Here is a 24,956-nt window from a genome sequence, read left to right as displayed (position 1 = left end):
CTCAGAACTCGAACGCTACCTGCCCGCCGATCACCCGCGGCTCGCGTGCGGCGGCAAAGCCCCACAGCACGGGGAAGGATGCGACGGTGAACGCCGTCGCGGTGCCGCGATCGTCGAGGATGTTGCGCGCATAAGCGGTGAGGCGCACCTTCTCCTTACCCGACGAGCCGACCTGCAGGATGTAGGAGATGCTCGCATCCAGCAGGTTCTGCCGATCCGAGCGCACCCGCGGATCGTTGCGCGGCACGACGATGGTGCCGGTCGCCGGAATAGGTGTGGCAGGATCGGCGGCCACCTGCTGATCGTAGCGCGTGATGAAGCGGTAGCCCGCATTCAGGCGGATGTCGTTGTCGCCGACAGGGATCTTGTATTCCGCATTGATCGAGCTGGTCAGCTTCGGCGCATAGATCAGATTCACCGCCGACAGATCGAAGCGACGGACGCCGTTTGCCGCCGGGTTGACCTGGTTGCCGACCGGCTGGTCGATGACGAAGCCCTTGAAGTTGCTGTCAGTATAGCCGACCGAGGCGCGGATCGTCAGATTGTCCACCGGCCGCGCGGTGATATCCGCCTCGATGCCCTTGATCTTGGCGCCGGCTGCATTGACGACGATGGTCTCGTTGCCGACACCGCCTGCGGTCGTCAGCGTCGAGCTCTGCTGGATGTCCTTATAGTCGGTGTAGAAGGCGGCGACGTTCAGGGCGAGCTTGCGGTCGAACAGCTCACTCTTGAAGCCGACCTCATAGGCGTCCACCGTCTCCGGATCATAGGGCGTCGTGGCCGAGAAGGGCGTCTGACCGCGGCCGCTGAAGCCACCCGAGCGGTAGCCGCGCGACCAGGAACCGTAAATCATCAGATTGTCGTTTGGACGATAATCGAGCACCGCCTTCGGCGTGAACTTGCTCCAGCTCTCCTTGCCCTCGACGCCGGCGATCGGGCCGGTCGTCGGCAGTTCCGGGCTGTTGTACCGCTTGCGGTCATGAGTGTAGCGGCCGCCGCCGGACAGGCGGAGGCGGGGCGCGAATTCCCAGTTCACGTCGACAAACGCGGCAGTGGAGCGCGAGCGGCCAATGGTGATCTGCGTGCCGGCATCCGCACCGAACACCTGAGTATCCTGACGCAGCCGATAGCGGCTGCTGAAGTAGTAAAGGCCGGCGACATAGTCGAAGCCTTCGAACAGGTTGCCGCTGGCGCGAAGCTCCTGGCTGAACTGGCGGTAGCGCTGCTGGCGGGTGCTGTAGTAGAGGCCGGTGGTGCCGTAATCCGCCTGCTGGAACTCACGGCTCTGGCGATAGGAGGTAACGGACGCGAACTTCACCGCGCCGGCATCGGCGTTCATCTCCAGCGTGGCGGCGCGCGCACGATAGCGGCCGGGCGTGTCCGGCCCCTTGAAGATGGTGTAGATGTCGTCCGTATTGTTGCGACCGCAGGCGCCGGCCGGCTGGGCCAGGCAGAAGACGTCGCCCGGCTGGGTCAGCGAGCCGTTGAAGGTCGTGAACTTCTGGTTCTGCTGCTCCAGCGTCAGCAACGCATCGAAGTCGGACGACGGGGTGAGCAGGAAGGCCGCGCCGAAATTCTCGCTGTTGCTCTTGCCCAGCCGCTCGCGCGTTGCAGCATCGCGGTAGAAGCCGTTATCCTGCTGGTGGAACTCGAAGAACTTGGCGGCGAGCACATCCTTGACGAGCGGCACGTTGAGCACGCCGCGGAGGCCGAGCGAGTTGAAGCTGCCATAGCTCGCCTCGAACTTGCCGCCGAACTCGCCCGTCGGGCGCGTGCGGCGGATGTTGATCACGCCGCCGATCGTGTTGCGGCCGAACAAGGTGCCCTGGGGCCCGCGCAGGATCTCGATCGAGCTGATGTCGAAGAAGTCGAGCAGCTGGCCAGTGGACGTGCCGATGTAGACGCCGTCGACATTCACGCCGACTGCTGGATCGAAGCTCTTGTCGACGTCGGCGAAGGCGATGCCGCGGATCGAGATGTTGGCGGTGGCGGCACCGGTCGATTGCGTCGTGATCAGCACGTTCGGCGCCTGGCCCTGCAGGTCCGAAATCTTGACCGAGACGGTCGCCTCCAGCTGCGACGGCGCGATGGCGGTGACGGCCAGCGGCGTGGTCTGCACGGTCTCGTTGCGGCGGCGTGCGGTGACGATCACCTCGTTCAGCTGGCCGCTATCCGCCTGCGGCGGCTGCACGATCTCGGTAGACGGGGCAGGGCCGGCGGCGGTCGGCGGCAGCGCCGCCTGGCCGACGGTGCCGGTCGTGCTCGCCGCATCCTGTGCGTGCGCGGTGCCCCCTGCGGCAAGCGCCGCCAGAGCCAATCCCAGCGCGCGGTACGAGACCCCCATCATATCCTCCCGAAGAGCCGGCGCTTGATCGACCGGTTGCCTCGCTAAGACGCTAGATGGGGCCGGCCCGTCACCTACTCATAAGGTGAGCCGCTGCACTTCAGCGGTGTTCCTATTGCAAGCGCGCAACGCCCGCTTCTTCTCGCGATGAACGATCTTCGGCGCAGCGGAACATGCAGAAACGATGCTGTCGCCATGCGGCACACAGCATCGTTTCTGCACCGAAGCGAGCGGTGGCGTGGATCGGGATGCCGTGGCGGTCTCGGCTCAGGCGTCGAGATATTTGCGCATCGTCTGGTGGAACTGGCGGATGCGGATCTCCTGATAGTCGCCGAGCTGCACCTCGCCCGTCTTCGACACCTTCAATCCATCCTGTACGTAGGGCAGGTTTTCCATATCCTGTTCGAACACGTGGCCGAGCACGCCCAGCTCCGGTGCGTCCGTCCACTTCTGGTCACGTCCGAGTAGCTTCATCGGCACGCCGCGCGGGATCGGCTGATCCTCGGGAATGCGGACGAGGATGCGCACTTCCATCAGGCAATGATCGGGATCGCTGCCCGGCCGCCAGCGATAGACGATATTGGGCATGTAGCCGCCCCAGGGCGCGAAGTTCGGAAAGACGTTGTAGACGAGCCCGTCGAGCACTTCGACGTCGGTCGCCTGTTCGTGCAGGTCGGCATGGCCGAACGTCTCGGCGAAGTTCTTGCGCATCGCCTCGCCAAGGGCACGCCGCGCAGACATGCCCTCGGGCACTGTCACCGCATAGGGGCTGTCGGCGTAATTGTCCGCGGAGCGGCCGTTATACTTGATGAACTCGTCAACGATCCACTGCTGTTCCTTGCCTTCAGGATCGATGTGCGGGCTCATCACGCCGAACGGCGTGTAGGCGACGTTCACATTGTCGCCATAGATGTTGTAGCTGGTATTCGCGTCGCCGGTGAACGGCAGCAGCTGCGGATGCGTGACGATCGTGTGCCAGGCCTCCATGAAGGCCTCCATCGTCACCTTCCAGTTGGCGGCGACTTCCTTGCCCACCCAGATGGCGGTGGTGCACTGGTCATGGCGCCAGCGCTCAAAGAACTCGGGCAGCGGGGCAAGGAACTCCTCGATCGATGGCCCGCCATGATTCTCCCTCAGGAAGATGTAGCCCTGCCAGCGGGCGACCTCGGCTTCCGGCAGCTGCATCTTCGCGTCGGTGAGATGGGTAAAATCCCACCGGCATGGAATATCGGCGAGGCTGCCGTCCTTGTTCCAGGTGAAGCCATGGAAGGGGCACTGGAAGCGATCGGCCGAGCCGTCCTCCAGCCGCAGCTTGCGGCCGCGATGAAGGCAGACATTGTGCATCGCCCGCACGCTGCCGTCATCCTGCCGGACGACGAGGAAGGACCGCCCGGCATTCTCGTAGACGATGTAGTCCCCGGGCTCGGGCATGTCCTCGTCACGCGCGGCGAACTGCCACACGTTCGGCCACATCCTGGCATTCTCCAGCGCCTGATGTTCGGCGCTGGTGTAGACGGTGGCGTCGATCGGCTCGGACCCGAGATAGCGGTAGCTCTCCTCCTTGAGGAAGGCCGGCACGGGCCGCCCGTCCACCTCGAGGATGTCCGTCCACGTCGCTCCTGGCGAGCGCGCTGCGCCCGCGGCCGCGATGGTGGGATCACGCTCTGCCATATCCGCTCCTGGGGCTCTCTCTCGTGCGGGGCCCGCCGCCTGCACAAGATAGGGCCTGCACGGCGCGGCGGAACCTCGCGGTTTTGCCAGCCCGCGCTGCTACTGCGCGGTCATGCCCCCATCCACCACGAACTCGGCGCCCGTGATGTAGCGCGCCTCCTCGGAGGCGAGGAACAGCACCATGTTCGCGATCTCGATCGGCTCGCCCATATAGCCCATCGGGATGCCGGCGGTGAGCAGGTGGTATTGGTCCGGATTGTCCTGCAGCGCTACCTTCTGCATGCCCGTCATGATCATGCCGGGGTGAACGGAATTGACGCGGATCTTCTGCTTGGCGGTCTCCATCGCGATCGCCTTTCCGAACAGCCGCAGCCCCGCCTTGCTCGCGGCATAGCCGCTGACCCCGGCGATGCCGACGAGGCCCGCGACCGACGACATGTTGATGATCGATCCGCCCCGGCCGTGCGCGCGCATGTTCGCGATGGCGGCGCGCATGCCGAGATAGGCGCTCGTCATGTTGACCTCCATCTGCCGGGCGTAATCGGCAGGCGTCAGCTCCTCGATCATGCGCAGCACCGCGATGCCCGCATTGTTGACGAGCACGTCGAGCGGCCCGGTCTCCGCCAGCACGCGTGCCCAGTCGTCCTCCGACGTGACATCCTGCCCCAGGCCGCGTGCGCTGCCGCCGATCTCCGCCGCCCTCGCGCTCGCGCCCGCCTCGTCAATGTCGGTCAACCAGACGGTGGCGCCTTCCTCGACGAGACGGCGGGCGATCGCATCACCGAGGCCGCCTTCCGATCCTGCGCCCGTCACCAGCGCAACCTTGCCTTCGACCCGTCCGCCCATGTCCAAACTCCTCAATGCGCCAGCATGCGGTCCGCCGCCGCCCAGGCGAGCGCCATGACCGGCCCGTTGGTGTTGCCCGAAACGGGGGCGGGCATCGCCGCGCAGTCGACCACGCGCAGCCCGCTCACCCCGTTCACACGGCAGTCCGGATCGAGCACGGCGCGATTGTCGCTGCCCATCCGGCAGGTGGCGACCGCGTGCGTGCCGCACAGCGACAGCCGCCGGAAGACTTCCCACAGAGCCTCGTCGCTTTGATGCTGCTCGCCGGGGAAGTTTTCCCGCTCGACATAAGGCGCGATCGCCGGCTGCGCCATGTAGCGGCGCATGTAGCGGATCATGTCGATGGCCGATTTGCGGTCCTCGGCGGTCGTCATCCAGTTGGGGCGGATTTCGGGCAGTGCCTTGGGATCGGCGGAAGTCACCGTCACGCTGCCCTCGCTGGTCAGGCGGAGCAGCTGGCCGTAGCAGGTCATGCCCGGCCGGCGTTCGACATCGGCGAGCGGCACGGGGAAATTGTCGTCCTCGCTCTGCGCGAAGGTGAAGCCGCCGAGGTAGAGCTGCGCGTCCGGCCGCTCGACCGACTCGCTGGTGCGGACGAAGGCGCCGACCTCGAACGGCCCGGTCGCCATCGGCCCGTCGCGCCGCAGGTAATAGCGCAGCACGCTGCGGATCAGGCCCGCGCCGTAGAAACGGTGGTTAAGCCCGCGGTCGCCCTTCAGCCGATATTGCATCGAGAAGCCGAGATGGTCGCGCATGCGCCCGCCCACGTCGGGGCTGTCGACCAAAGTCGCGATGCCCGCTTCCGCCAGCGCCTCGCCCGGCCCGATGCCCGAGCGCTGGAGGATCGCCGGCGACATCAGCGCGCCGGCGGACAGGATCACCTCGCCACGGACCTCGAAGCGTTTCCGCTCGCCGCCGACGATCGCCTCCACCGCCACCGCACGCTTCGCGTCGTCGAAGATCACGCGGTCGGTCAGCGCGTCCGTCACGACGCGGACGTTGCTCCGCTTTGCCGCCGGGCGCAGGAACACGACGGAGGCGGACTGGCGCCGCCCGCGCTTGATGTTGTGCGAATAATAGCCGACGCCCTCCTGGTCCTCGCGGTTAAGGTCGTCCGTGTGGCGCGGCAGGCCCATCTGCACGCCCGCTTCCAGCAGCGCCTCGCTCACCGGATAGCGGTGATGCCCCTTGCTGATGTGGACCGGGCCGCCGTTGCCGCGAACGCCGTCATCGCCCAGCTCCTGATCCTCGATGGCGCGGAACGCGGCCTTCATCCGGTCCCAGCCCCAGCCGGTCGCGCCCCGCGCTTCCCAGTCGGCATAATCCTCTGGCTGGCCGCGCACGTAAATCATGCCGTTCAGCGACGAGGAGCCGCCGAGGCCGAGGCCGCGCACCCACACCTCGCTCGCCGTCTCGCCCTCCACGCGTGGCTGGGCGACGGGGAAGAACCAGGTGTGCTTGGGGTTCATCACCAGCTTGGCCATGCCCTTGGGCATGTGGATCAGCGGATTGGCATCGTCCCCGCCGGCCTCCAGCACCAGCACGCGCTTGCTGCCGTCTGCCGACAGTCGATCGGCCAGCACGCAGCCGGCGGAGCCTGCGCCGACGATGATGTAGTCCCAGCTGTCGCTCATGCCTGTGTCGCCTTCTGGACCGAGGCGGCGATCTCCTCGCGGCTTGGATTGCGCCGCAGCGTCAGCCCGCCATTCACCTGCAGGTTCTCGCCGGTCATGAAGCATTCGTCCGAGGCGAGGAACACCGCCGCGGCAGCGATGTCCTCGGACGTGCCCCAGCGCCCGAGCGGGTAGCCGGCGCGGAACGCCTCGAACAGGCCGGGCACCTCTTTGGCGTCCGCATTCATCGGCGTGTCGGTGAGCCCCGGCGAGATCGAGTTGGCGCGGATGCCGACCGATCCGAACTCGTTCGCAACGCAGCGCACGACATGATCGGTGCCGGCCTTGGTGCCCATGTAGGCGGCATGATCGTTCAGCATGATGGTGGCGGTTGCGCTGCTGATCTGGATGATCGATCCGCCGCGCCCGCCGAGGTCGGTCGCCATGACACCGACCATCGCCTGCAGAAAGTAGAAAGGCCCCTTGAACTGGAGCGCCGTCATCGCGTCCACGTCCGCCTCGTCATGGTCGAGGAAGCCTTTGAGCAGCCCCCAGCCGGTGGCGTTGACCGCGATGTCGATCCCGCCAAGCGCCGCCTTGGCCGCATCCGCCATCGCGAACACCTGCGTCCGGTCGGTCAGGTCGCAGGGCAGGGCGGTGCCGCCCATCTCGCCGGCAAATCGTTCCAACTCGCCCATCTTGCGGCCGGCGACCGCAACAGTCGCGCCCTCGGCCACGAAGCGGCGGGCAATCTCCTGCGCCATGTTGCCGCGATTACCCGCGCCGACGACCAGCGCCGCCTTTCCCGCCAGCCGGCCCATCAGAAGCGGGTCGAGACCTGCACCATCACGGTGCGCGGCAGCGTGCCGAAGCCGAGCTGGTCGGCGTGCAGGCCGGCCGGCGTGCCCGTGCCGCCGCCGGTGGACGGGCCATCGACCACGCCCGTCACGTAGAAGCGATTGGTCAGGTTCTTGCCGATCACCGCCAGTTGCCAGCGATCATCCTCCGCACCGAAGCGGATCGAGGCGTCGAGATTGACGTAGCTGCCCTGGCGCGAGTCCGGCTGGTCGAAGGCAGACGCGATGTAGCTGTCGCTGTAGCGCGCATCCACCGACCCGCCGATCTTGAAGCCGTCGCCGACGATCGTGTCGTAGCTGGCCCCCAGCGTGCCGGTCCACTCGGGTGCGACCGAGAGCGCCGCGCCGCCCAGATCCTGTCGCGTGAAGTTGCCGGTGGCGGCCAACGCCAGGTTGCACCCTTCCGCCGGCGTCTGGCCGGCATAGCAGGGAGCGACGGGGAAGCTGGTGTAGCGCGCACGGTTATAGTTGATCGAGCCGTGCAGGTTGAACCCGTCGAGCGCGCGCGGCGCATATTCGAAATCCACCTCGACGCCCTTGGTCCGTGCATCCGCCGTCAGAGTCTGGAAGGCGAAGATGGGCGAGTTGAAGAAATCGACCTGCAGGTTGGAATATTTGTAGGTGTAGGCGCCGACGTTGAAGCGCAGCTGGTTGTCCAGCAAGGTCGTCTTGATCCCGGCCTCGAACCCTCGCGCCTTTTCCGGTCCGAAGGTCAGATCGTCGAACGGGTTTGGCGAGAAGGCGCTGTTGATGCCGCCGTTGGAGAAGCCGCCCGACTTGTAGTTGGTCTTGTACGCGCCATAGACCAGGATGTCGCCGTTCGGCTTCCAGCTGATCGTCGCCTCGGGCGACCAGTCGTCGAACGTCTGGTCGGCATTGATGATGCCGAGGCCATCGGCCGAGTTAGACGGGCGGAAGATCGCCGTCAGCGCGGCATTGTTATACGGCTGCGTGAAGAAGCTGTCCTTCGTCTCGTGCGTGTAGCGGACGCCACCGGCGACCTCCATCGTCGGCACCACCTTCCACACGACCTGGCCGAAGCCGGCGATCGTCTCGCCATCGGTGAACGAGGTCTTGCTGGTGCCGACATAGCGGTTGGCCGCGCTCTGGCGGCTGTCCTCGACGTTGCCGAGGATGATGAACTGGCTGAACTTGCGCTTGGTCTTCTGGTAGAGCGCGCCGGCCAGGAGATTGATCGGGCCGTCGAAGTTGGTCTGCGCGCGCAGCTCGTTCGAGAAGGCGTGGAAGGTCGAGTTCTCCGTCGCCCAGTTGCTGGCCGGGCCCGACTGGAAGTCGCAGGCGCAGGCCCAGCGATTGTTGTTCCAGTTGTAATTGGTCACGTTGGTCAGCGTGACGCCTTCCAGCTGCCAGACCAGATTGTTGGTTACAGCCCAAGACTTGTAGCGGTTGTAGAGGGAGCCATCCTCCTTGGCGAAGGGGAAGCTTGCCGCGATGCTGGCCGGGATCTTGTTCTGGTGCGTGACGAACTCGTCACCGCACTGATATCCGGTCAGCTGGCTCCTGCCGGTCGGGCAGTTGAACGCCACGTAATTCCAGCTGTTATTGTTGACCTTGTTGTACGAGCCGGAGGCCTTCAGCGTGTTGGTGATGTCGCTCGTCGGCTCCCACTTCAGCGTGATGCGGCCGAGCAGCTCCTTCTCGCCCGGCGCCTCGCGCGGGGAGGGTTCGGCGACGTGCGTCGTCTGGCGGCCGGTGGCGATGTCGGTGGTCACGAAGTTGAACGGCACCGCTTCGTTGCGGTAATAGCCGCCGAACATCTTGGAGCCGCGCACCGCGACGCGCACGCCCAGCGTGTCGGTGAGCGGGCCGGAGCCGATCAACTCGGCCTGCACCTGCTCGGACTTGATCTCGTAGCGTCCCGTCGCCAGCACCTCGAACTGGTCGGTCGGATCGGCCGTCGTCAGCGAGATGACTCCGGCCGTCGCATTCTTGCCGAAGAACAGCGCCTGCGGACCTTTCAGGATCTCGATGCGGGCAAGATCGAAGAAGCCTTCGTTGATGATCCGCCCCTGGCCGTAATAGACGCCGTCCACGACGGTCGCGACCGACTGTTCGATGCCGATCGAGGTGGAGGAGGAGCCGATTCCGCGCATCGTCAGCTGCGCGCCCGATCCGTTCGAAGCGCGGCCGACCGAGAAATTGGGCGTGCGCGCCGCGATCTTCTCCAGGCTGGTAAGATCCTGCTGGCGCACGGTCGCGGCCGAGATTGCGGTGACGGAGACGGGCACGTCCTGCACGCTCTCCAGCCGCTTGCGCGCGGTGACGATGATGTCCTGCAGGCCGCCGCCATCCTGTTCGGCGGCGACAGCAGCGGTTTCGGGAGCGGGCGGCGCGGCCTGTGCGGCGGGCGGCGTGGCGGCATCCGTGCTCTGCGCCTGGGCGACGCCGGCAGTCACCAGAAGCGCTCCGCCGGTCAGCAGGTGCGCGACGCGAAGACGACGGTTAGACAGCATCGCGAAAGGTCTCCCCCAGAACATGTTGGTCGCTGCCGCCGCTTTTCGGCGTACAAGCCCGCATCCTGCGAGCGTTTGACCAGATGCGGCGCAAGCGCCTGCCAGTCACCTAGCCAAGCTGGCAGGTTGCCCGGCGGGCGCGCAGCGGCGATCCAGCCTGCTACTTGTCGGAGAGGATATGTGCCGCATGACCGGCAACCGCGCATGGCGTCTGGATGCCCATCCGAGGGGTGAGGATTTCGCCTCCGCGCTGACGCTGATCGATCTGCCCGAACCGGTGCCTGCCCCCGGCCAGGTCACCATCACAGCTGACTATCTGTCGCTCGATGCCGGCACGCGGATGTGGATGACACCGCGCACCGACAGCTATCAGCCGCCGATTCCGCTCGGCAGCATCGTGCCCGGGCAGGTGCTGGGCCGCGTGATCGCATCGCAGGCGGACGGTTTCGCGCCTGGCGACCTCGTCCGTGCCTTCGGTCAATGGGCGGACATCTCCTGCGTCGACGCGGCGACAAGCGGGCTGGTGAAGCTGGATGAGAGCGTCGCCGATCCGCTGTTGCACCTTGGGCCCCTCGGCATGAACGGCTGGACGGCCTTGGTCGGCATCGAGGAGGTCGGCCGCACGCAGCCGGGCGACACGGTGCTGGTTTCCGCCGCCGCTGGCGCGACAGGGATGCTTGCCGCGCAGATTGCGCGCATCCTCGGCGCCCGCGCTATCGGCATCGCCGGGGGTGCGCGCAAGTGTGTCTTCCTGACCGAAGACCTGGGGCTGGACGCAGCGATCGACCACCGCACGCCCGACGTTGCCGCTGCCGTCGCAGCGGCTGCGCCCGGGGGCGTGAACGTCTATTTCGAGAATGTCGGCGGCGCGCTGCTCGACGCGGTGCTGCCCAACATGGCGCATTACGGCCGCATCGCCCTGTGCGGGCTGGTCGCCAATTATGCCGAGGTGCAGCCGGGGCCGGCGCGGTTCGATCAGGTGCTGGCCCGCCGCCTCCAGATCACCGGCTTCTTCTCGCCCGACTTCGCGCATCGTGGGCCGGAGCTGACCGCCCGGCTGCGCACGTGGGTGGACAAGGGGCAGCTGACCATGCCGTTCGCCGTCACCGACGGCCTGGACAATCTGCTCACCGCCTATGCCGGCCTCTTCGAGGGCACGAACATCGGCAAGACGGTGGTGCGCGTGCGCTGACGGGAGAGAGACGATGACGGACTATGACGTAATCGTACTGGGAACTGGTGCCGCGGCGCTGACCGCGGCGGTCAGCGCGCATGAGGGCGGCGCCCGCGTCGGCCTGTTCGAGAAATCGGACAAGGTCGGCGGCACCAGCGCCTGGTCCGGCGGGCAGATCTGGATCCCCAATCACGACAAGATGGTCAAGGGCCGCACTGACAGCCGCGAGGCGGCGCTGACCTATCTCGATGCGCTGTCGCACGGCATGATCGATCGTGCGCTGGCAGAAACCTATGTCGATACGGGGCCGGAGATGATGCGCTTCCTGGAAGAGCGTACGCCCGTCCAATTCTACTCGATCCCCGATTTTCCCGATTATCACTCGGAGTTCCCCGGGGCGAAGCGTGAGGGCGGGCGCACGCTGGAATGTCCGCCTTTCCCTTATCAGGAGCTTGGCGACTGGGCCTCCCGCGTCGAGGCCTCGCCCTACTATCCCGATCACACCATGACCGTCGGCGAGACGACGCTGGGTCAGCCGGTGCCCCAGCCGGCCAGCCCCGAGGTCAAGGCTGCGCGGCGGGCGGTGGATGCGCGGGGCATGGGTGCGGCGCTGATCGGCCGCCTGCTGAAAGCCTGTCTGGACCGCGGCATCGAGCCGCAGACTGGCCGCCGCGCGACCGAGCTGATCCTGGATGGAGGATCAGTTTCAGGCGTGCGATTCGAGGACGGCGAGGAGGTACGCGCACCCAACGTCGTGATCGCCACGGGCGGGTTCGAATGGGACAAGGCGCTGGTCCGCGCCTTCACGCGCGGGCCGATGACGCATCCGGTATCCGTCAGGACCAACACCGGCGACGGGCTGAAGATGGCGATGCGCGCGGGCGCGATGCTGGGCAACATGCGCGAGGCGTGGTGGATGCCGGTGATCGAGGTGCCGACCGATCTGAACGCGATGGGCCAGCAGCTCTTCACCTATGAGCGGACGATGCCCGGCGGGCTGATGGTCAACCGCAAGGGGCGCCGCTTCACCAACGAGGCGTCGAACTACAATGCGTTCGGCGCAGCGTTTCACGAGCAGGATGTCAGCGCGTTCCAATATGCCAATCTGCCCTGCTGGTTCATCTTCAACGCCGGTTTCTACGGCGAGTATCCGTTCCTGACCGGCGGCCTGACCGACACGTTCGAGGCGGGTGCGACCCCGCCGCAGTGGGTGCCGTCCGCGCCCACGCTGCGTGCTTTGGCGGAGCGCGTGGGGATCGACCCCGATGGGCTCGAGCAGTCCGTGGCGCGGTTCAACGCCAATGCGGCGGAGGGCCGCGATCCCGATTTCCAGCGCGGGGAGGCGGCGAACGATCTGTGGTGGGGCGATCCACGCTGGCGCGGCAGCCCGCGCGCGACGCTCGGGCCGCTCGGCGAGGGGCCCTATTATGCGATCGAGGTCAAATCGGGCGCGCTCGGCACCAAGGGCGGGCCGCAGACGGATCGGCAGGCACGCGTGCTCGACGTGGACGGGCGCATCATCCCGGGCCTTTACTGCGCCGGCAATGCCATGGCCTCGCCCATGGGCATGACCTATGGCGGCGCGGGCGGCACGCTGGGGCCTGCGATGGTGTTCGGCTATCTCGCCGGCAAGGGCGCCGCGGCTCGCGTAAAGCAGGACAGCCCGCTGGCGGTGACGGCATGATCGATCCGCTGGAGCGCCTGCTTGCGATCGAGGAGATCCGCCAGCTCAAGATGCGTTACTTCCGGTGCATGGACATGAAGGACTGGACGGGCCTGCGCTCCATCTTTTGCGCGGATGGCGAGTTCGATGCGCGCGCCTCGCTCAGCCTTGATGGTGCCGGGGAGGAGGCGGCGGCCGAGAGTAACGACTGGGTTTATCGCGGCGGCGACACGATCGTCGATTTCGTGCAGGCGGCGATCGGCACGCGCCGCACCGTCCATCACGGTCATGGCCACGAGGTCGAGCTGCTCTCGCCTGACATGGCGCGCGGCGTGATCGCGATGGAGGATCAGATCTGGCAGGACGACGCGCTTTTCCTGCACGGCTGCGGCCACTATCATGAAACCTACCGCCGCGATCCCGACGGCTGGCGCATCCTCACCTCGCGCCTCAGCCGGCTGCATATCGAACTGGGCTGATCGGCTCGCTTGCATCGGAGACATCATGCCGACGAACCGCCGCTTCCTGCTCATCCGCCGCCCCCACGGCACGCCTGTCCCGGAAGATTTTCAGCTGGAGACGAGCGAGACGCCCGCGCTGGAGGAGGGCCAGTTCCTGCTGCGCAACCATTATGTCTCGCTCGATCCGGCGATGCGCGGCTGGATGGACGACCGGCCGTCCTACCTGCCGCCGATCTCGCTCGGCGATCCGGTGCGCGCATCGACCATCGGCCGCATCGCTGAATCGCGTAACCCCGACTTTCCGGTGGGGGCGTGGGCCTCGGGCCTGAACGGCATCGAGGAATATTCGCTCGGCCAGGGAGGCGGCTTCACCCGGCTGGTGGACGAGACGGCGGTCCCGAAGATCACCAACTACCTGTCGTCCATCGGTGCGATCGGCCTCACCGCTTATTTCGCGCTGCTCGAGGTCGGCCAGCCCAAGGCGGGCGAGACGGTGCTAGTTTCCGGTGCGGCTGGCGCAGTCGGCTCGCTGGTCGGGCAGATCGCCAAGCTGAAGGGCTGCCGCACGATCGGCATCGCCGGCGGGGCGGAGAAGTGCGCGCGCCTGATCTCCGACTATGGCTATGACGCGGCGATCGACTATCGCGGCAAATCCGGTGACGATCTGGCTCAGGCGATCCGTGAAGCGGCGCCGAACGGCGTCGACGTCCACTTCGAGAATGTCGGCGGCGAGATCCTCGATGCGGCGCTGCTGGCCCTCAACCCGCGGGGCCGTGTCGTGCTGTGCGGCCTGATCAGCCAGTATAACACGGCGCCCAAGCCCACCTACAACGTCTGGCAGCTGATCGTGCAGGGCGCGCGGATGGAGGGCTTCATCCTTACCCACTATGTCCACCGTTTCGGCGAGGCTGTGCCGCAGCTGGCCGAGTGGGTGCGCGCGGGCAAGCTCCGCATGGACGAGCATATCGACGAGGGGATCGAGAATGCGCTGCCCGCCTTCCTGCGCCTGTTCGAGGGCACGAACCAGGGCAAGATGATCCTGAAAATCGCGGAGTGAGGGCAAGCGGGGGGCAGTCCGCCCCCCGCCGCCGATCAGAACTGGATGCGCTTGGTATAGCCGCCGTCGATCACCACGTTGGTGCCCGTGGTGTAACCGGATGCAGGGCTCGCGAGGAACACGATCGTCTTGGCGACATCGTCCACCTGACCGATGCGGCCGAGCGCGAATAGCGGCTGCTGCGCGTCGTACAGCTCGGGCGCGCCGGCCTTGATCGCCTCCCAATTGCCGCCTGGAAAGCTCACAGGCCCCGGCGAGACGGCGTTGACGCGGATGCCCTTCGGCCCCCACGCCTGGCTCAGCTGGCCGGCATAGACGAGCAGCGCGCCCTTCACCGCGTTGAACGCCTGCGGCACGAGGAACGTCTCCACGCCGGCGGTGGAGCTCATCACGATCACCGACCCGTGCGCCGACTTCTCGAGATAGGGCTCCAGCGCCTCGCAGCCCCGCACCGTGCCCAGCATGTCGAACTTGAAGCACGTATCCCAGTCGCCGGTCGCCTGGCTGCCGCTGGCGCTGGCACCCGGCACGAAGATGTCGCAGCCGCCCAGCTGCTCGGCGGCGTCGGTCAGCCAGGCCTGATAGTTGTCGGCATCGTTCAGGTCGAACGTCGAGCCGACGACCTTGCCGCCGAACTTTTCCAGGGCGGCCTTCGTCTCCGCCACCTGATCGGCATTGCGGGAGAAGAAGGCGACGTCGCAGCCCTCTTCCGCGAAAAGCTCCAGCGCCCGCCGTCCGATGCCGCGGCTGCCGCCCGTCAGGATGACCTTCAAGCCCTTTAGTCCAAGATCCATGTCTTTCTATCCCTGGCCGTTCACGAGTTCTGCAATGGTTCGGCGGAGCACGTCCTTGCGGACCTTGCCCGATGCGGTGCGCGGCAGATCGTCGACGATCTCGATGCGCTCGGGTCGCTTCTGCGGGGCAAGCCCGCTCTGCGCGACGAAGGCGGCAACCTCCGCGAAGGTCGGCGCCTCGCCACGCGGGACGACGAAGGCGCACACGCCCTCGCCCAGCCGCGGATGCGGCATGGCGACGACGGCGATGTCGGCGACGGCGGGATGGCGATGGAGGACGTCCTCGATCTCCTTGGCGGAAATGTTCTCGCCGCCGCGGATGATCAGGTCCTTCTTGCGGCCGGTGATGCAGAGCGTGCCATCCGCCGCGACCGTGCCGATGTCGCCCGTGTGGAAGAAGCCGTCCGCATCGACCGCCTCGGCCGTCTGCGCCTCGTCGGCATAGCCCATGAACATGGCGGCGCCACGTGCCACGATCTCGCCCTCCGCACCGGGCGGCAGCGGCACGCCCTGGTCGTCCAGCACGCGCACGTCATAGTCGATCACCGCGCCGTCAGTCTGTGCGGCGCGCGCGGCATCGTGCGGGAAGCCGAGCGTAACGAGCGGCACCTCCGACGAGCCGAAGACGCGGAACGCCACGGTGCGGCCGAATTGCGCGTTGGCGCGCTGTACCACTTCGGGCGGCACCGCCGCGCCGCCGCAGGCGAAGAAGCGGAGCGACGGCAGCGCGGTGCCCGCCTCCGCCACGCGGGTGGCAAGCTCGGTCAGGAACGGCGTCGCCGCCACCGTGCCGCGCACCTCATGCTGCTCGATCAGGGCAAGCGCGGCGGTCGCGTCCCAGCTCTCCATGAGCACGGTGCGCGTGCCGACCAGGAACGGCAGCTCCAGCCCGTTCGAATAGCCCGATACGTGCGTGACGGGGGAGGGCATCAGGATGGCGTCACCGGCCTCGATCCGCCAATGCCGTGCGCAGGCCAGCACCGCGCGGGCGAGCGTGTCGTGGCTGTGCAGCACGCCCTTGGGGCGCCCGGTCGTGCCCGATGTGTAGAGCACCATCTTGACGCTGCGCGGATCGACTGAGGGTAATCGATGTGCCTGACCGCGCCCCGCGGCGATCAGATCGGCGAAGGCGCTGCCTGCGCGAACGGGGATCGCGTGATCGAGCGCCGGCAGATCCGGCCGGATCCGCTCCACCATCGCGGCAAAGTCGTATCCGCGATACTGCTCGGCGTGGAAGAAGATGCGCGCGCCGCAATCGGCCAGCATCTGCCGCACCTCGGCGTCGCGGTAGATGCTGACGATCGGGTTGACGACGAAGCCGCCCAGTGCCGCCGCCACGTTGACGATCGCCGCCTCGATCCAGTTCGGCATCTGGAACGCGACCACGTCGCCCGCGCGCAGGCCGATGGCGTGCAGCCCGGCGGCGAGGGCCTCCGCATCGGCGGCGAGGCTGGCATAGGTCGTGCCCGCGGGATCGCCGAGGAAGATGTCCGCATCGGGCAGCCGCTCGGCCCAGTCGCGCGCCAGCATGCCGACCGTACGGCCGAGCCAGGCGTCGCCATCGGCATAGCGGCGGTGATGCGCCGCGGGCGGAACCAGCCAGGTCCACGGCGCCGGTCGCGGCGGCTCAGCATCTCTCCCCATCCTCATGTGCATAGGATGGCAGGCGCCGCCGACCACCTGTCATTCGCGACAGCTTGCGGGCGCCCGGCCGCTCTGGTGCTATCCACCGCTCCCTTGCGCGCACGAGGACGATCATGGACCGCCACGACATCGGCGACGTTGCCGAGATCCTGCTCGACTATGTCGAGAATGACCGAACCTTCCAGTCGGACCGCATCACCACGGTGCCGACCGACGCCTATTTCGACCGCGCCATCTGGCAGCGCGAGATCGACACCGTCTTCAAGCAGGTGCCGCTGATGCTGGCGCTGACCTGCGAGCTGCCGAAGCCCGGCGACTACAAGGTGATGGACGCACTCGGCCTGCCGATCCTCATCACGCGCGACAAGGCCGGCGTGGCGCACGCCTTTCTCAACGTCTGTTCGCACCGCGGCGCGCCGGTAGCGAATGACGGCCACGGCAATTGTGCGCGCTTCACCTGCAAATATCATAGCTGGACGTTCGGGCTCGACGGCAAGCTGCTGGCGGTGTCCGATCGCGCCAAGTTTGGCGACCTCGACAAGAGCACGCGCCCGCTCCGCGCGCTGCCGTGCGAGGAGCGTGCGGGCATGATCTTCGTCGTGCTGACGCCCGGCGCGCCGATCGACGTTGACGGCTATTTTCAGGGCATGCTCGACGATTTCGAGGCGGCGGACCTGAAGAACTGGACCTATCTCGGCAGCCGCGAGATCCAAGGGGCCAACTGGAAGATCGCGTTCGACGGCTATCTCGAAGGCTATCACTTCGCCTCGCTGCACCCGACGACGATCCATCCGCGGACGCCGTCCAACGTCACCCATTATGAGAGCTTCGGCCCGCACATCCGCATCGGCTTTCCGCAGGTGTCGATCGGTGACCTGAAGGATGTGCCGCGCGGCGAGTGGTCGGCACGGGAAAACAAGGGGTTCGACTTCGTCCGCATCCTGTTCCCCAACGTTTCCGCCTTTCTCGCGCCTGAAATTGCGCAGATTGCGCAGCTCTTCCCCGGGCCGACGCCCGAGGAGAACCGCACGGTGCTGACCTACATTCGCCGCGAGGCGCCGCGCGACGACGAGGATCGCGCGCAGCTGGAGGCCATGATCGAGTTCCTGCGCGACGTGACCTACAAGGAGGACTATCTGATCGGCCTCGAGCTGCAGAAGGGCCTCAAGGCGCAGGCGCATGACAGCATCGTGCTGGGCCGGAACGAGCGCGGCAACCAGTTCTTCCACGAAACCCTGCAATGGTACATGAACGGCAAGCAGGGCCCGGCACCGCGGATCTGATCCGCGGCCCAGCGCCAGAGGCGGTGCGGGCTAGAGGCCCAGCACCGTCTTGGCGATGATGTTCATCTGTACCTCGTTGCTGCCGCCGAAAATCGTCCAGGCGCGGCTGTTGAGGTAAGCGGGCGCGGCGATCTGCGCGGCCTTGCTGCCGATCGGCTCGTCACTGTCGTTGCCGTAGAGCGGGCGGCGGGTGGAGAGCTGAAGCCCGGCGTGGCCGTAGGTCCGCATCGCCAGCGCATCCACGTCCTGCCGCAGCGACGAGGCGACAAGCTTGATCAGCGACGTCTGCGGCCCCGGCTTCCGCCCCTGCGCCACTTCGGCGAGGATGCGCAGCTCGGTCATCTCCAGCGCCTGCGCCGACAGCTCCAGCCGTGCCAGATCCTGCGCGAACGACGCATCTTGGATCAGCGCATCGCCATAGCCGTCCGGCTCCTGCGCCGCGTCCTGGCGCAGCCGGCTCAGCACGGCGAGCAGCTCGGGTGCGAAGCAGGATCCGCCGCGCTCATTCTCCAGCAGGAACTTGGCAATCGTCCAGCCGTCGCCTTCCCGGCCGACGAGATCGGAGACAGGCACCTCCACCTCGTCGAGGAACACCTCGTTCACCTCATGATCGCCGGCCAGGCCGATGATCGGCCGGACGGTGATGCCGGGCTGGTTCATGTCGATCAGCAGGAAGCTGATGCCCGCCTGCGGCTTCACCGCTGCGTCCGTGCGCACCAGGCAGAACAGATGGTCCGCAAAGTGGGCGTGCGTCGTCCAGATCTTGCTGCCGTTGACGATGTAGCGGTCACCCTCGCGCCGCGCGCTCGTCTTCAGGCTGGCGAGATCCGATCCCGCCCCGGGCTCGGAGAAGCCCTGGCACCAATAATCCTCCGCCGTCAGGATGCGAGGCAGGTAATGCGCCTTCTGCTCGGGCGTGCCGAACGTCCACAGCACAGGCGCCAGCAGCTTGAGGCCGAGCACCGGCAGGCCCGGCGCGGAGGCGAGCGCGCATTCCTTCTCGAAGATGTAGCGCTGCACCGGGCTCCAGCCGGTGCCGCCATGCTCGACAGGCCAATGATAACCGAGCCAGCCCTGCTCGTGCAGAATGCGCTGCCATTCGCGCCCGAGGTCGGGCTCGGCGAAGACGGTCGGCGTGGCGGTGGCGCCTGCGCGCAGGTGATCGGGCAGGCGCTCGTCGAGGAACGCCCGCACCTCGTCCCTGAAGGCGAGTTCTGCAGGAGAGAGCTGAAAATCCATGACGATCGTGTAACACCGGCGACCCTGCGAAGGTCGCTGCCAGAAACGATAGGCTGAGCGCGCACCTAGCCGAAAGCCGAGTAGGTGGCAGCGCACGGCTTCTTATGGTCGCTCGGGTCGTCGCTCCGGCAGGGGGCGGGGGCGCACTGGCTTGGCGACACGAGGCGCAACGTGAATTTCGATCTGGACGAGCAGCAGACGATGCTGCGCGATCTCGTGGCCCGTTTCGCCAGCGACCGATCCGGCGCCGAACGGCGGACGGCTGACCGGCGGGATCCCGCCGGCTTCGCGCGGGACAACTGGACGATGCTCGCCGAACTCGGCCTTCTGGCTTTGCCCTTCGCGGAGGAGAATGACGGCCTTGGCGGGGGCGCGGTCGAGATCGCGACGGTGGCGGAGCAGCTCGGTCGCGGCCTCTGCATCGAGCCCTGGCTGAGCGACCTCATGCTTGCTGGCCGGTTGCTGGAGCAGGCCGGCAGCGATGCGCAGCGGGATGCGTGGATCGGCCGCATCATTGCGGGCGAGGCGCGGCTGGCGCTGGCTCATGCGGAGCCGCGCAGCCGCTACAATCCCGCGTCGGTCGCCTGCGAGACGCGTGTTGGACTGCTGCATGGCACCAAGACGTTCGTGCTCGCCGGGGCGAGTGTCGACGCCTACCTCGTCAGTGCGCGCGAGGGCGGCAGCGCCGGCGAGATCGTGCTCTGGCTTGTCCGGGCGGATGCCGCAGGGCTTGAGCGCCGCGACTATCGCCTGACGGACGGCAGCGTCGCCTGCGAGCTGTACATGCACGGTGCGGAGGCCGAGCGGCTTCCCGGCGATGCATTGGCCGCTTTGGAGACGGTGTTCGACGAGGCGCGGATCGCGAGCTGCGCCGAGATGGTCGGCATCATGGAGCTGCTGCTGGCGACCACGCTCGATCATGTGCGCACGCGCCGGCAATTCGGCCAGCCGATCGGCGGGTTCCAGGCGATCCAGCACCGCATGGCGCAGCTCTACGTGCGCATGGAGCAGTCACGCTCGCACCTCTACCGCGCCATGCTGGCTCCCGCCGATCCGATGCGCCGCGCCGCGGTGGCGGGCGCCAAGGCCTTCATCAGCGAGAATGCGCTGAAGCTCGGCGAGGAATGCATCCAGTTCCATGGCGGCATGGGCGTGAGCGATGAACTGGCCATCGGCCACGGCCACAAGCGCATCCTGCTGCTCGCCAACCTGTTCGGCGATCCGCAGAGCGAGCTTTCAGGTTATAGCCAGCTGGTGGCGTAGCCGGGCTGTCCGCGCGGCCCCGCCTGCTAGAGCGGGTGGGGCTCGCCAGTCCACTTCATGAATCGGCCGCTCGTCTGCGGCGTGACGTTGGCGATGACCTGGACGATCCCCGCGGCGCTCTCCTCCGCGGTGATGTCCGCGGTCGGCCCGCCCATGTCCGTCTGGACATAGCCGGGATGCAGCACGACGGTGCTAATGCCCTTGTCCTTCAGGTCGATGGCAAGGATCTGCGCGACGCGATTGCCTGCCGCCTTCGCGCTGGAATAGGCATAATGGCCGCCATAGGGCCAGGTCGACGCGGCGAGCTGGCTCGACAGGAAGGCGATCCGTCCGCCTGCCTGCTCCAGCTGCGGCAGAAAGGCGCGGCTGACGAGGAAGGGGCCGATCGCCATGACGCGGAACGCCTCCATCCAGACATCGAGGTCGACGCCGTCCAGCGACTGGTCCTCGCCTGCCAGGATGCCGGCATTGTTGATGAGAATGTCCACCGGTCCGCTGACCGCCGCCGCCGCTGCATCGATCGAGGCCTTGTCGGCGATGTCGATCCGGCCGACCGTCACCCGCCCGGTCGCCCGGCCAAGCTCATGCAACGCGGCCGCACCGTCCGGATCCCGGCAGAGCGCGTGCACCTGATCCCCCGCTTCGGCATATGCGCGCGTCAGCGCGAGCCCGACGCCGCGATTGGCACCCGTGATAACGATGGTCGACATGGCTGAAGCTCCTCGTCCAGTCTCTGGCGCCGCAGGCGTTCTGCCGATCGACGGCTTGCCGCACCTAGTCATTTTGGGGGATTGCAGCGGTTTCGGCGGGCGCACAAGCACCCGCCCTCGAGAGGCAGATATGATGGCATCGACGTTTCACCGTGCGGCTGGCGCGGACCAAGTGGCAGAGGGCGGCTCGCTCGGCGTCGTGGTGGCGGGCTGGCCCGTGCTGCTCGCGCGGGTCGAGGGCCGGCTGCACGCGACGATCGATCGCTGCACGCACGCAGCTTCGGAACTGTCGACCGGCCGCATCCGGCGCGGTGCCGTGATGTGCCCGTTGCACGGCGCCCGCTTCGAGCTGGCGAGCGGGCGGTGTCTGGGCGGCTCGTACCCGTCGCTGATGGTGTTCGAGGTGCGGGAAGACGGGGCAGGCGGGATCGAGGTCGCCGTGCCGGACGAAGCACCGGGGCCGGAGCATCTGCCCGTCCGCCCACGGACCTGAGCCCGCCCGCCTTTTGGCCAGCTTCGCCGGGCGCCGGATGCGTCTAGGCCTGAGGCCAGCCGAAAAGGAGAGGGAAATGCCGTTCACCGGGCCTGTCGAAGATCGCCTCGCGATCCGCGAACTGATCGATGCCTATGCCGATGCCGTCGTCCGCAACGATGCGGATGCGTGGGGCGCGACATGGGCGGAGGATGCCAGCTGGGCGTTGCCCGACTATCCGGAGTGGGGCGAGAAGCAGGGCCGCGACGCGATCGTCGCGACGTGGAAGGATGCGATGTCGCATTATCCCGGCATCGTGTTCGTCGCCAATCCCGGCTCGATCGAGGTGGACGGCGATACGGCGCGGGTGCGCTCCTACACCTCGGAGGTCTATGATCAGGGCGGCGCGACCAAGCGCGACCGGGGCGTCTACGAGGATGTCTGCATCAAAATCGACGGTCGCTGGCTGTTCAAGAGCCGCAGCTTCCGCAACATCCACCGTCAGGGTTGAGAGAACGCTGATGAGCATCGAAGAGCGCAATCTCGAGGAAACGCGCAAGCTCTATGCACTGTGCGCCGCGGGCGACTGGCCGGCAGTGCGCGACATGCTGTGCGACGACTTCTTCGCCACCGAGGCGCCCGGTCTGCCGTTCGAGGGGGTCTATGCCGGTCGTAACGGACTTCGGCAGCTGTTCGAGAAGGTTATGGGCATGATGCCCGTCGCCGGGCTCGACCACGTGCAGATGACTGCGGGCGGCGACTGGGTGATCGTGCTGGTCGAGATGCTGGCGCGCGACGAGGCGGGCGAGTTCCGCATCCCGCTGGCGGAGGCGACCCGTTTCCGTGACGGCAAGGTGGCCGAGATCAAGCCCTATTATTTCGATCCGGCGCTGGTCCACCGCGCCGTGGCGGCGGGGCGGGGCTGAGCCCCGCCGCGCTCGTCACCGACGGAACAGCGCCTCGGGCGCCTCGATCAACCGCTTGAGCGCCGCCAGATACCGCGCACCCGCCGCGCCATCGATCGCGCGGTGATCGCACGACAGGGTGAAGGCGATACGGCTCTCGAACGCACCCGATCCGTCCGCCTGCTCGGCAAAGACGCGGCGGCTGCCGCCCACCGCCAGAATGGCGCCCTGCGGCGGATTGATGATCGCATCGAACCCGTCGACCCCGAACATGCCGAGGTTCGATACGGTGAAGCTGCCGCCGTCCATGTCCTCATGGCTCAGCCGCCCCGCCGCCGCACGGGCGATCAGCACCTTGGTGCGCTCGCCAATCTCCTGCGGCAGCAGCGCCTCGGCATTGCGCACGATGGGCGTGACAAGCCCCTTGTCGCTGGCGATGGCGACCGCCACGTCCGCATAGGCGAAGCGGTGGATTGTGTCGCCGTGCACCTGCACATTGCACTCCGGCTCCTCGACCAGCGCCAGGGCGGCTGCCCGGACGATGAAGTCGTTGATCGAGATCCTGGCGCCGAGGAACAGGTTGGCCTGCGCACGCAGCGCCACCAGCGCATCGGCGCGTGCCTCCATCCGCACGTAGAAATGCGGGATGGCCTGCTTGGCTTCGGTCAGCCGGCGGGCGACGATGCGGCGGATCTTGTCCATCGGCACGATCTCGGCCGCCGGCCGCATGGCCGCAGGCGCCTGAGACATGGTGGGCGCGGGCGCCGGTGCCGCGGCGGGCGGCAGCTTTGCCAGCACGTCCGCCTTGCAGATGCGCCCACGCGGGCCGCTGCCGGGCATGCCGGACAGGTTGATGCCGTGCTGCCGCGCCAGCCGCTTGGCGAGCGGGGAGGCATAGACGGTCTCGATATCCCCGTCCTCGACCGCGATCGAGACGGGCGCGCCGCCATAGCCGGCCGCCGGCGGGCGGCCCGCCTGGTCGACATCCTGCAGGCTGATCCGCCCACCCTTGCCGCTGCCGGCGATCGCGCCAACATCGATCCCGCGATCCTCCGCCAGTCGTCGCGCGGCCGGGCTGATCTTCACGTCGTCCGGGATGGTCGTCGCGGCCGGAGCTGCCGCAGGGGCCGGCTCCGGCGGCACTGGCGGCGCCGTGTCGCGTCCGGCGGAGCCGAGCGCGTCGGCCGCCTTGAAGGTCGACAGGAAGGCCTCGATCTCGGCATCCGTTGCAGGTCCGTCCGCCAGCACCGCCAGCAGCGCGCCAACCGGGTAGGTCTGCCCCGGCGTCGCGACGATGCGGGCGAACTGGCCGGGCGCCTCGGCCTCCACCTCGTTGGTGATCTTGTCCGTCTCGATCGCGGTCAGCACCTTGCCACGCTCGAACGGCTCGCCTTCCGCCACCAGCCATTCGGCGATGGTGCCCTCGGTCATCTCGATGCCCCATTTTGGCATCGCGAATGGCTTCAGCGCGGCCATCAGCGGTACGCCAGCACGGTGCGCACCGCGTCCATGATCTTGGGGGGGGAGGGCAGATAGGCGCTCTCCAGCTCGCGCGCGAAGGGCACGGGCGTGTGCGGCGGCGTCACCATCTCCGGCGGTGCCTTCAGCGCCGCGAAGGCGCGGCGTGCGACCATCGCGCAGATGTCCGCGGCGACCGAGCAGCGGGGCGGGCTTTCGTCCACCACCACCAGCCGCCCGGTCAGCTCCACCGAATCGAGGATCGCCTCCTCATCGAGCGGGCTCGTCGTGCGGATGTCTATCACGTCGCAGCCGATGCCGTCCTTGGCCAGCAGGTCGGCGGCGCGCTCGGCCAGGCCGACCATCATGCCCATCGCGACGATGGTGACATGCTCGCCTGCGCGCACCTGCCGGGCATGGCCGAAGGGAATGGTATAATCCCCGTCGGGCACTTCGCCCTTCACGCCGTAGAGCGCCTTGTGCTCGAAGAAGAGCACGGGATCATCGTCGCGGATCGCCTGGGTTAGCAGGCCCTTGGTGTCGGCCGGCGTGGTCGGCATCACCACCTTCACGCCGGGCATCGAGGTCATCATCGAATAGACCGCCTGGCTGTGCTGCGGCGCCGCGTTGAAGCCCGCGCCGTAGATCAGTCGGATCACCACCGGACAGCGTGATTTGCCGCCGAACATGTAGCGGAACTTGGCGATCTGGTTCCAGATCTGGTCCATGCAGACGCCGACGAAATCGGCGAACATCAGCTCTGCGATCGGCCGCTTGCCCGCCAGTGCCGCGCCCGCCGCCGATCCGATGATTGCGCTCTCCGAAATGGGCGTGTCGATGATGCGGTTCGATCCGAACTCTTCCCACAGGCCGGTGGAGGTGCTCCAGATGCCCCCGATCGCCTCGGGACCGCCTGCCGTGCCCATGCCGCCGACGATATCCTCGCCCAGCATCATCACGTCCGGGTCACGGCGCATCTCGGAGCGGATCGTGTCCACGATCACTTCGCGGATCATCATCTGGGCCAT

The 24,956-nt window shown here is 67.3% G+C and carries 21 protein-coding genes; 9 read left to right on the top strand and 12 right to left on the bottom strand.

All coding sequences use genetic code 11. The features are described 5' to 3' along the window. Window position 1 precedes the first annotated feature (1 nt). The 6 genes from BM360_RS16255 to BM360_RS16230 all read right to left on the bottom strand — a co-directional run bounded on the left by BM360_RS16255 (window position 2) and on the right by BM360_RS16230 (window position 9,805). A complete protein-coding gene (locus tag BM360_RS16255) occupies window positions 2-2,344 on the bottom strand; it encodes a TonB-dependent receptor (RefSeq protein ID WP_093317362.1) in 2,343 nt (780 codons plus the stop codon). Window positions 2,345-2,611: 267 nt separating this feature from the next. After that, window positions 2,612-4,015, bottom strand: coding sequence for an aromatic ring-hydroxylating oxygenase subunit alpha (locus BM360_RS16250; protein ID WP_093316182.1), 1,404 nt, complete (start codon window positions 4,013-4,015; stop codon window positions 2,612-2,614). 99 nt (window positions 4,016-4,114) lie between these two features. Further along, the gene (locus BM360_RS16245; protein ID WP_093316181.1) at window positions 4,115-4,861 is read right to left on the bottom strand and encodes an SDR family NAD(P)-dependent oxidoreductase; all 747 of its coding nucleotides are present in this window, start codon (window positions 4,859-4,861) and stop codon (window positions 4,115-4,117) included. Between the two features lie 11 nt (window positions 4,862-4,872). Continuing rightward, window positions 4,873-6,495, bottom strand: coding sequence for a GMC family oxidoreductase (locus tag BM360_RS16240; protein WP_093316180.1), 1,623 nt, complete (start codon window positions 6,493-6,495; stop codon window positions 4,873-4,875). Beyond that, window positions 6,492-7,295, bottom strand: a complete 804-nt coding sequence (locus tag BM360_RS16235) for an SDR family oxidoreductase (RefSeq protein WP_093316179.1) — start codon at window positions 7,293-7,295, stop codon at window positions 6,492-6,494. Before BM360_RS16235 ends, BM360_RS16240 begins: the two co-directional genes overlap by 4 nt. After that, window positions 7,295-9,805, bottom strand: a complete 2,511-nt coding sequence (locus BM360_RS16230; RefSeq protein ID WP_093316178.1) for a TonB-dependent receptor — start codon at window positions 9,803-9,805, stop codon at window positions 7,295-7,297. Before BM360_RS16230 ends, BM360_RS16235 begins: the two co-directional genes overlap by 1 nt. A gap of 187 nt (window positions 9,806-9,992) precedes the next feature. Between BM360_RS16230 and BM360_RS16225 the strand changes: the two genes are divergently transcribed. From BM360_RS16225 to BM360_RS16210, 4 genes are read left to right on the top strand one after another with little or no spacing between them, the layout of a single operon-like run. Continuing rightward, entirely contained in the window at window positions 9,993-10,997 is a 1,005-nt protein-coding gene (locus tag BM360_RS16225) for an NADP-dependent oxidoreductase (protein ID WP_093316177.1), read from the top strand. A gap of 13 nt (window positions 10,998-11,010) precedes the next feature. Beyond that, window positions 11,011-12,663, top strand: coding sequence for an FAD-dependent oxidoreductase (locus tag BM360_RS16220; RefSeq protein WP_093316176.1), 1,653 nt, complete (start codon window positions 11,011-11,013; stop codon window positions 12,661-12,663). Next, window positions 12,660-13,121, top strand: coding sequence for a nuclear transport factor 2 family protein (locus tag BM360_RS16215; protein ID WP_242653539.1), 462 nt, complete (start codon window positions 12,660-12,662; stop codon window positions 13,119-13,121). The genes BM360_RS16220 and BM360_RS16215 overlap by 4 nt, the downstream gene beginning before the upstream one ends. A 25-nt stretch (window positions 13,122-13,146) precedes the next feature. Beyond that, entirely contained in the window at window positions 13,147-14,160 is a 1,014-nt protein-coding gene (locus BM360_RS16210; RefSeq protein ID WP_093316175.1) for an NADP-dependent oxidoreductase, read from the top strand. 35 nt (window positions 14,161-14,195) lie between these two features. Here the strand turns inward: BM360_RS16210 and BM360_RS16205 are convergent, their stop codons facing one another. Both BM360_RS16205 and BM360_RS16200 read right to left on the bottom strand, forming a co-directional pair. Next, window positions 14,196-14,954, bottom strand: coding sequence for an SDR family NAD(P)-dependent oxidoreductase (locus BM360_RS16205; protein WP_093316174.1), 759 nt, complete (start codon window positions 14,952-14,954; stop codon window positions 14,196-14,198). A 6-nt stretch (window positions 14,955-14,960) separates the two neighbouring features. Further along, window positions 14,961-16,598 (bottom strand): AMP-binding protein, encoded by a 1,638-nt coding sequence (locus BM360_RS16200; RefSeq protein ID WP_093316173.1) that lies wholly within the window; start codon window positions 16,596-16,598, stop codon window positions 14,961-14,963. Window positions 16,599-16,711: 113 nt separating this feature from the next. On the opposite strand from BM360_RS16200, the gene BM360_RS16195 reads away from it, so the two are divergent. Beyond that, on the top strand, window positions 16,712-17,881 hold the full coding sequence (locus BM360_RS16195) for an aromatic ring-hydroxylating oxygenase subunit alpha (protein ID WP_093316172.1): 1,170 nt from the start codon (window positions 16,712-16,714) through the stop codon (window positions 17,879-17,881). Window positions 17,882-17,911: 30 nt separating this feature from the next. On the opposite strand, the gene BM360_RS16190 is transcribed toward BM360_RS16195, so the two are convergent. Further along, window positions 17,912-19,120: an acyl-CoA dehydrogenase family protein gene (locus tag BM360_RS16190; RefSeq protein ID WP_093316171.1), complete on the bottom strand. Its 1,209-nt coding sequence runs from the start codon at window positions 19,118-19,120 to the stop codon at window positions 17,912-17,914. Window positions 19,121-19,291: 171 nt separating this feature from the next. On the opposite strand from BM360_RS16190, the gene BM360_RS16185 reads away from it, so the two are divergent. After that, the gene (locus BM360_RS16185; protein ID WP_093316170.1) at window positions 19,292-20,383 is read left to right on the top strand and encodes an acyl-CoA dehydrogenase family protein; all 1,092 of its coding nucleotides are present in this window, start codon (window positions 19,292-19,294) and stop codon (window positions 20,381-20,383) included. A gap of 26 nt (window positions 20,384-20,409) precedes the next feature. Here the strand turns inward: BM360_RS16185 and BM360_RS16180 are convergent, their stop codons facing one another. After that, window positions 20,410-21,093 carry an SDR family oxidoreductase gene (locus tag BM360_RS16180; RefSeq protein WP_093316169.1) on the bottom strand — a complete coding sequence of 228 codons (684 nt, stop codon included), beginning with the start codon at window positions 21,091-21,093 and terminating at the stop codon, window positions 20,410-20,412. 130 nt (window positions 21,094-21,223) lie between these two features. Here BM360_RS16180 and BM360_RS16175 point away from each other — a divergent pair, with 130 nt between their 5' ends. The 3 genes from BM360_RS16175 to BM360_RS16165 all read left to right on the top strand — a co-directional run bounded on the left by BM360_RS16175 (window position 21,224) and on the right by BM360_RS16165 (window position 22,491). After that, window positions 21,224-21,586 carry a Rieske (2Fe-2S) protein gene (locus tag BM360_RS16175; RefSeq protein WP_242653538.1) on the top strand — a complete coding sequence of 121 codons (363 nt, stop codon included), beginning with the start codon at window positions 21,224-21,226 and terminating at the stop codon, window positions 21,584-21,586. 76 nt (window positions 21,587-21,662) lie between these two features. Further along, window positions 21,663-22,076, top strand: coding sequence for a nuclear transport factor 2 family protein (locus BM360_RS16170; protein ID WP_093316168.1), 414 nt, complete (start codon window positions 21,663-21,665; stop codon window positions 22,074-22,076). Window positions 22,077-22,086: 10 nt separating this feature from the next. After that, window positions 22,087-22,491 (top strand): nuclear transport factor 2 family protein, encoded by a 405-nt coding sequence (locus BM360_RS16165; RefSeq protein ID WP_093316167.1) that lies wholly within the window; start codon window positions 22,087-22,089, stop codon window positions 22,489-22,491. 15 nt (window positions 22,492-22,506) lie between these two features. On the opposite strand, the gene BM360_RS16160 is transcribed toward BM360_RS16165, so the two are convergent. Together BM360_RS16160 and BM360_RS16155 are read right to left on the bottom strand one after the other, a co-directional pair. Then, window positions 22,507-23,946, bottom strand: a complete 1,440-nt coding sequence (locus tag BM360_RS16160) for a dihydrolipoamide acetyltransferase family protein (RefSeq protein WP_093316166.1) — start codon at window positions 23,944-23,946, stop codon at window positions 22,507-22,509. Beyond that, window positions 23,946-24,956 (bottom strand): alpha-ketoacid dehydrogenase subunit beta, encoded by a 1,011-nt coding sequence (locus tag BM360_RS16155; protein WP_093316165.1) that lies wholly within the window; start codon window positions 24,954-24,956, stop codon window positions 23,946-23,948. The genes BM360_RS16160 and BM360_RS16155 overlap by 1 nt, the downstream gene beginning before the upstream one ends.

This window comes from Sphingomonas jatrophae (assembly GCF_900113315.1).
Taxonomy (GTDB): Bacteria; Pseudomonadota; Alphaproteobacteria; order Sphingomonadales; family Sphingomonadaceae; genus Sphingomonas_P; species Sphingomonas_P jatrophae.
This window is presented reverse-complemented; position numbering and strand designations above follow the sequence as displayed.

Coding starts and splice junctions, on each gene's coding strand:
- BM360_RS16205 (WP_093316174.1), bottom strand. CDS start 14,954: ATGGATCTTGGACTAAAGGGCTTGAAGGTCATCCTGACGGGCGGCAGC.
- BM360_RS16160 (WP_093316166.1), bottom strand. CDS start 23,946: ATGGCCGCGCTGAAGCCATTCGCGATGCCAAAATGGGGCATCGAGATG.
- BM360_RS16175 (WP_242653538.1), top strand. CDS start 21,224: ATGATGGCATCGACGTTTCACCGTGCGGCTGGCGCGGACCAAGTGGCA.
- BM360_RS16235 (WP_093316179.1), bottom strand. CDS start 7,295: ATGGGCCGGCTGGCGGGAAAGGCGGCGCTGGTCGTCGGCGCGGGTAAT.
- BM360_RS16230 (WP_093316178.1), bottom strand. CDS start 9,805: ATGCTGTCTAACCGTCGTCTTCGCGTCGCGCACCTGCTGACCGGCGGA.
- BM360_RS16210 (WP_093316175.1), top strand. CDS start 13,147: ATGCCGACGAACCGCCGCTTCCTGCTCATCCGCCGCCCCCACGGCACG.
- BM360_RS16155 (WP_093316165.1), bottom strand. CDS start 24,956: ATGGCCCAGATGATGATCCGCGAAGTGATCGTGGACACGATCCGCTCC.
- BM360_RS16165 (WP_093316167.1), top strand. CDS start 22,087: ATGAGCATCGAAGAGCGCAATCTCGAGGAAACGCGCAAGCTCTATGCA.
- BM360_RS16190 (WP_093316171.1), bottom strand. CDS start 19,120: ATGGATTTTCAGCTCTCTCCTGCAGAACTCGCCTTCAGGGACGAGGTG.
- BM360_RS16240 (WP_093316180.1), bottom strand. CDS start 6,495: ATGAGCGACAGCTGGGACTACATCATCGTCGGCGCAGGCTCCGCCGGC.
- BM360_RS16200 (WP_093316173.1), bottom strand. CDS start 16,598: ATGGGGAGAGATGCTGAGCCGCCGCGACCGGCGCCGTGGACCTGGCTG.
- BM360_RS16250 (WP_093316182.1), bottom strand. CDS start 4,015: ATGGCAGAGCGTGATCCCACCATCGCGGCCGCGGGCGCAGCGCGCTCG.
- BM360_RS16170 (WP_093316168.1), top strand. CDS start 21,663: ATGCCGTTCACCGGGCCTGTCGAAGATCGCCTCGCGATCCGCGAACTG.
- BM360_RS16220 (WP_093316176.1), top strand. CDS start 11,011: ATGACGGACTATGACGTAATCGTACTGGGAACTGGTGCCGCGGCGCTG.
- BM360_RS16180 (WP_093316169.1), bottom strand. CDS start 21,093: ATGTCGACCATCGTTATCACGGGTGCCAATCGCGGCGTCGGGCTCGCG.
- BM360_RS16225 (WP_093316177.1), top strand. CDS start 9,993: ATGACCGGCAACCGCGCATGGCGTCTGGATGCCCATCCGAGGGGTGAG.
- BM360_RS16195 (WP_093316172.1), top strand. CDS start 16,712: ATGGACCGCCACGACATCGGCGACGTTGCCGAGATCCTGCTCGACTAT.
- BM360_RS16245 (WP_093316181.1), bottom strand. CDS start 4,861: ATGGGCGGACGGGTCGAAGGCAAGGTTGCGCTGGTGACGGGCGCAGGA.
- BM360_RS16255 (WP_093317362.1), bottom strand. CDS start 2,344: ATGGGGGTCTCGTACCGCGCGCTGGGATTGGCTCTGGCGGCGCTTGCC.
- BM360_RS16215 (WP_242653539.1), top strand. CDS start 12,660: ATGATCGATCCGCTGGAGCGCCTGCTTGCGATCGAGGAGATCCGCCAG.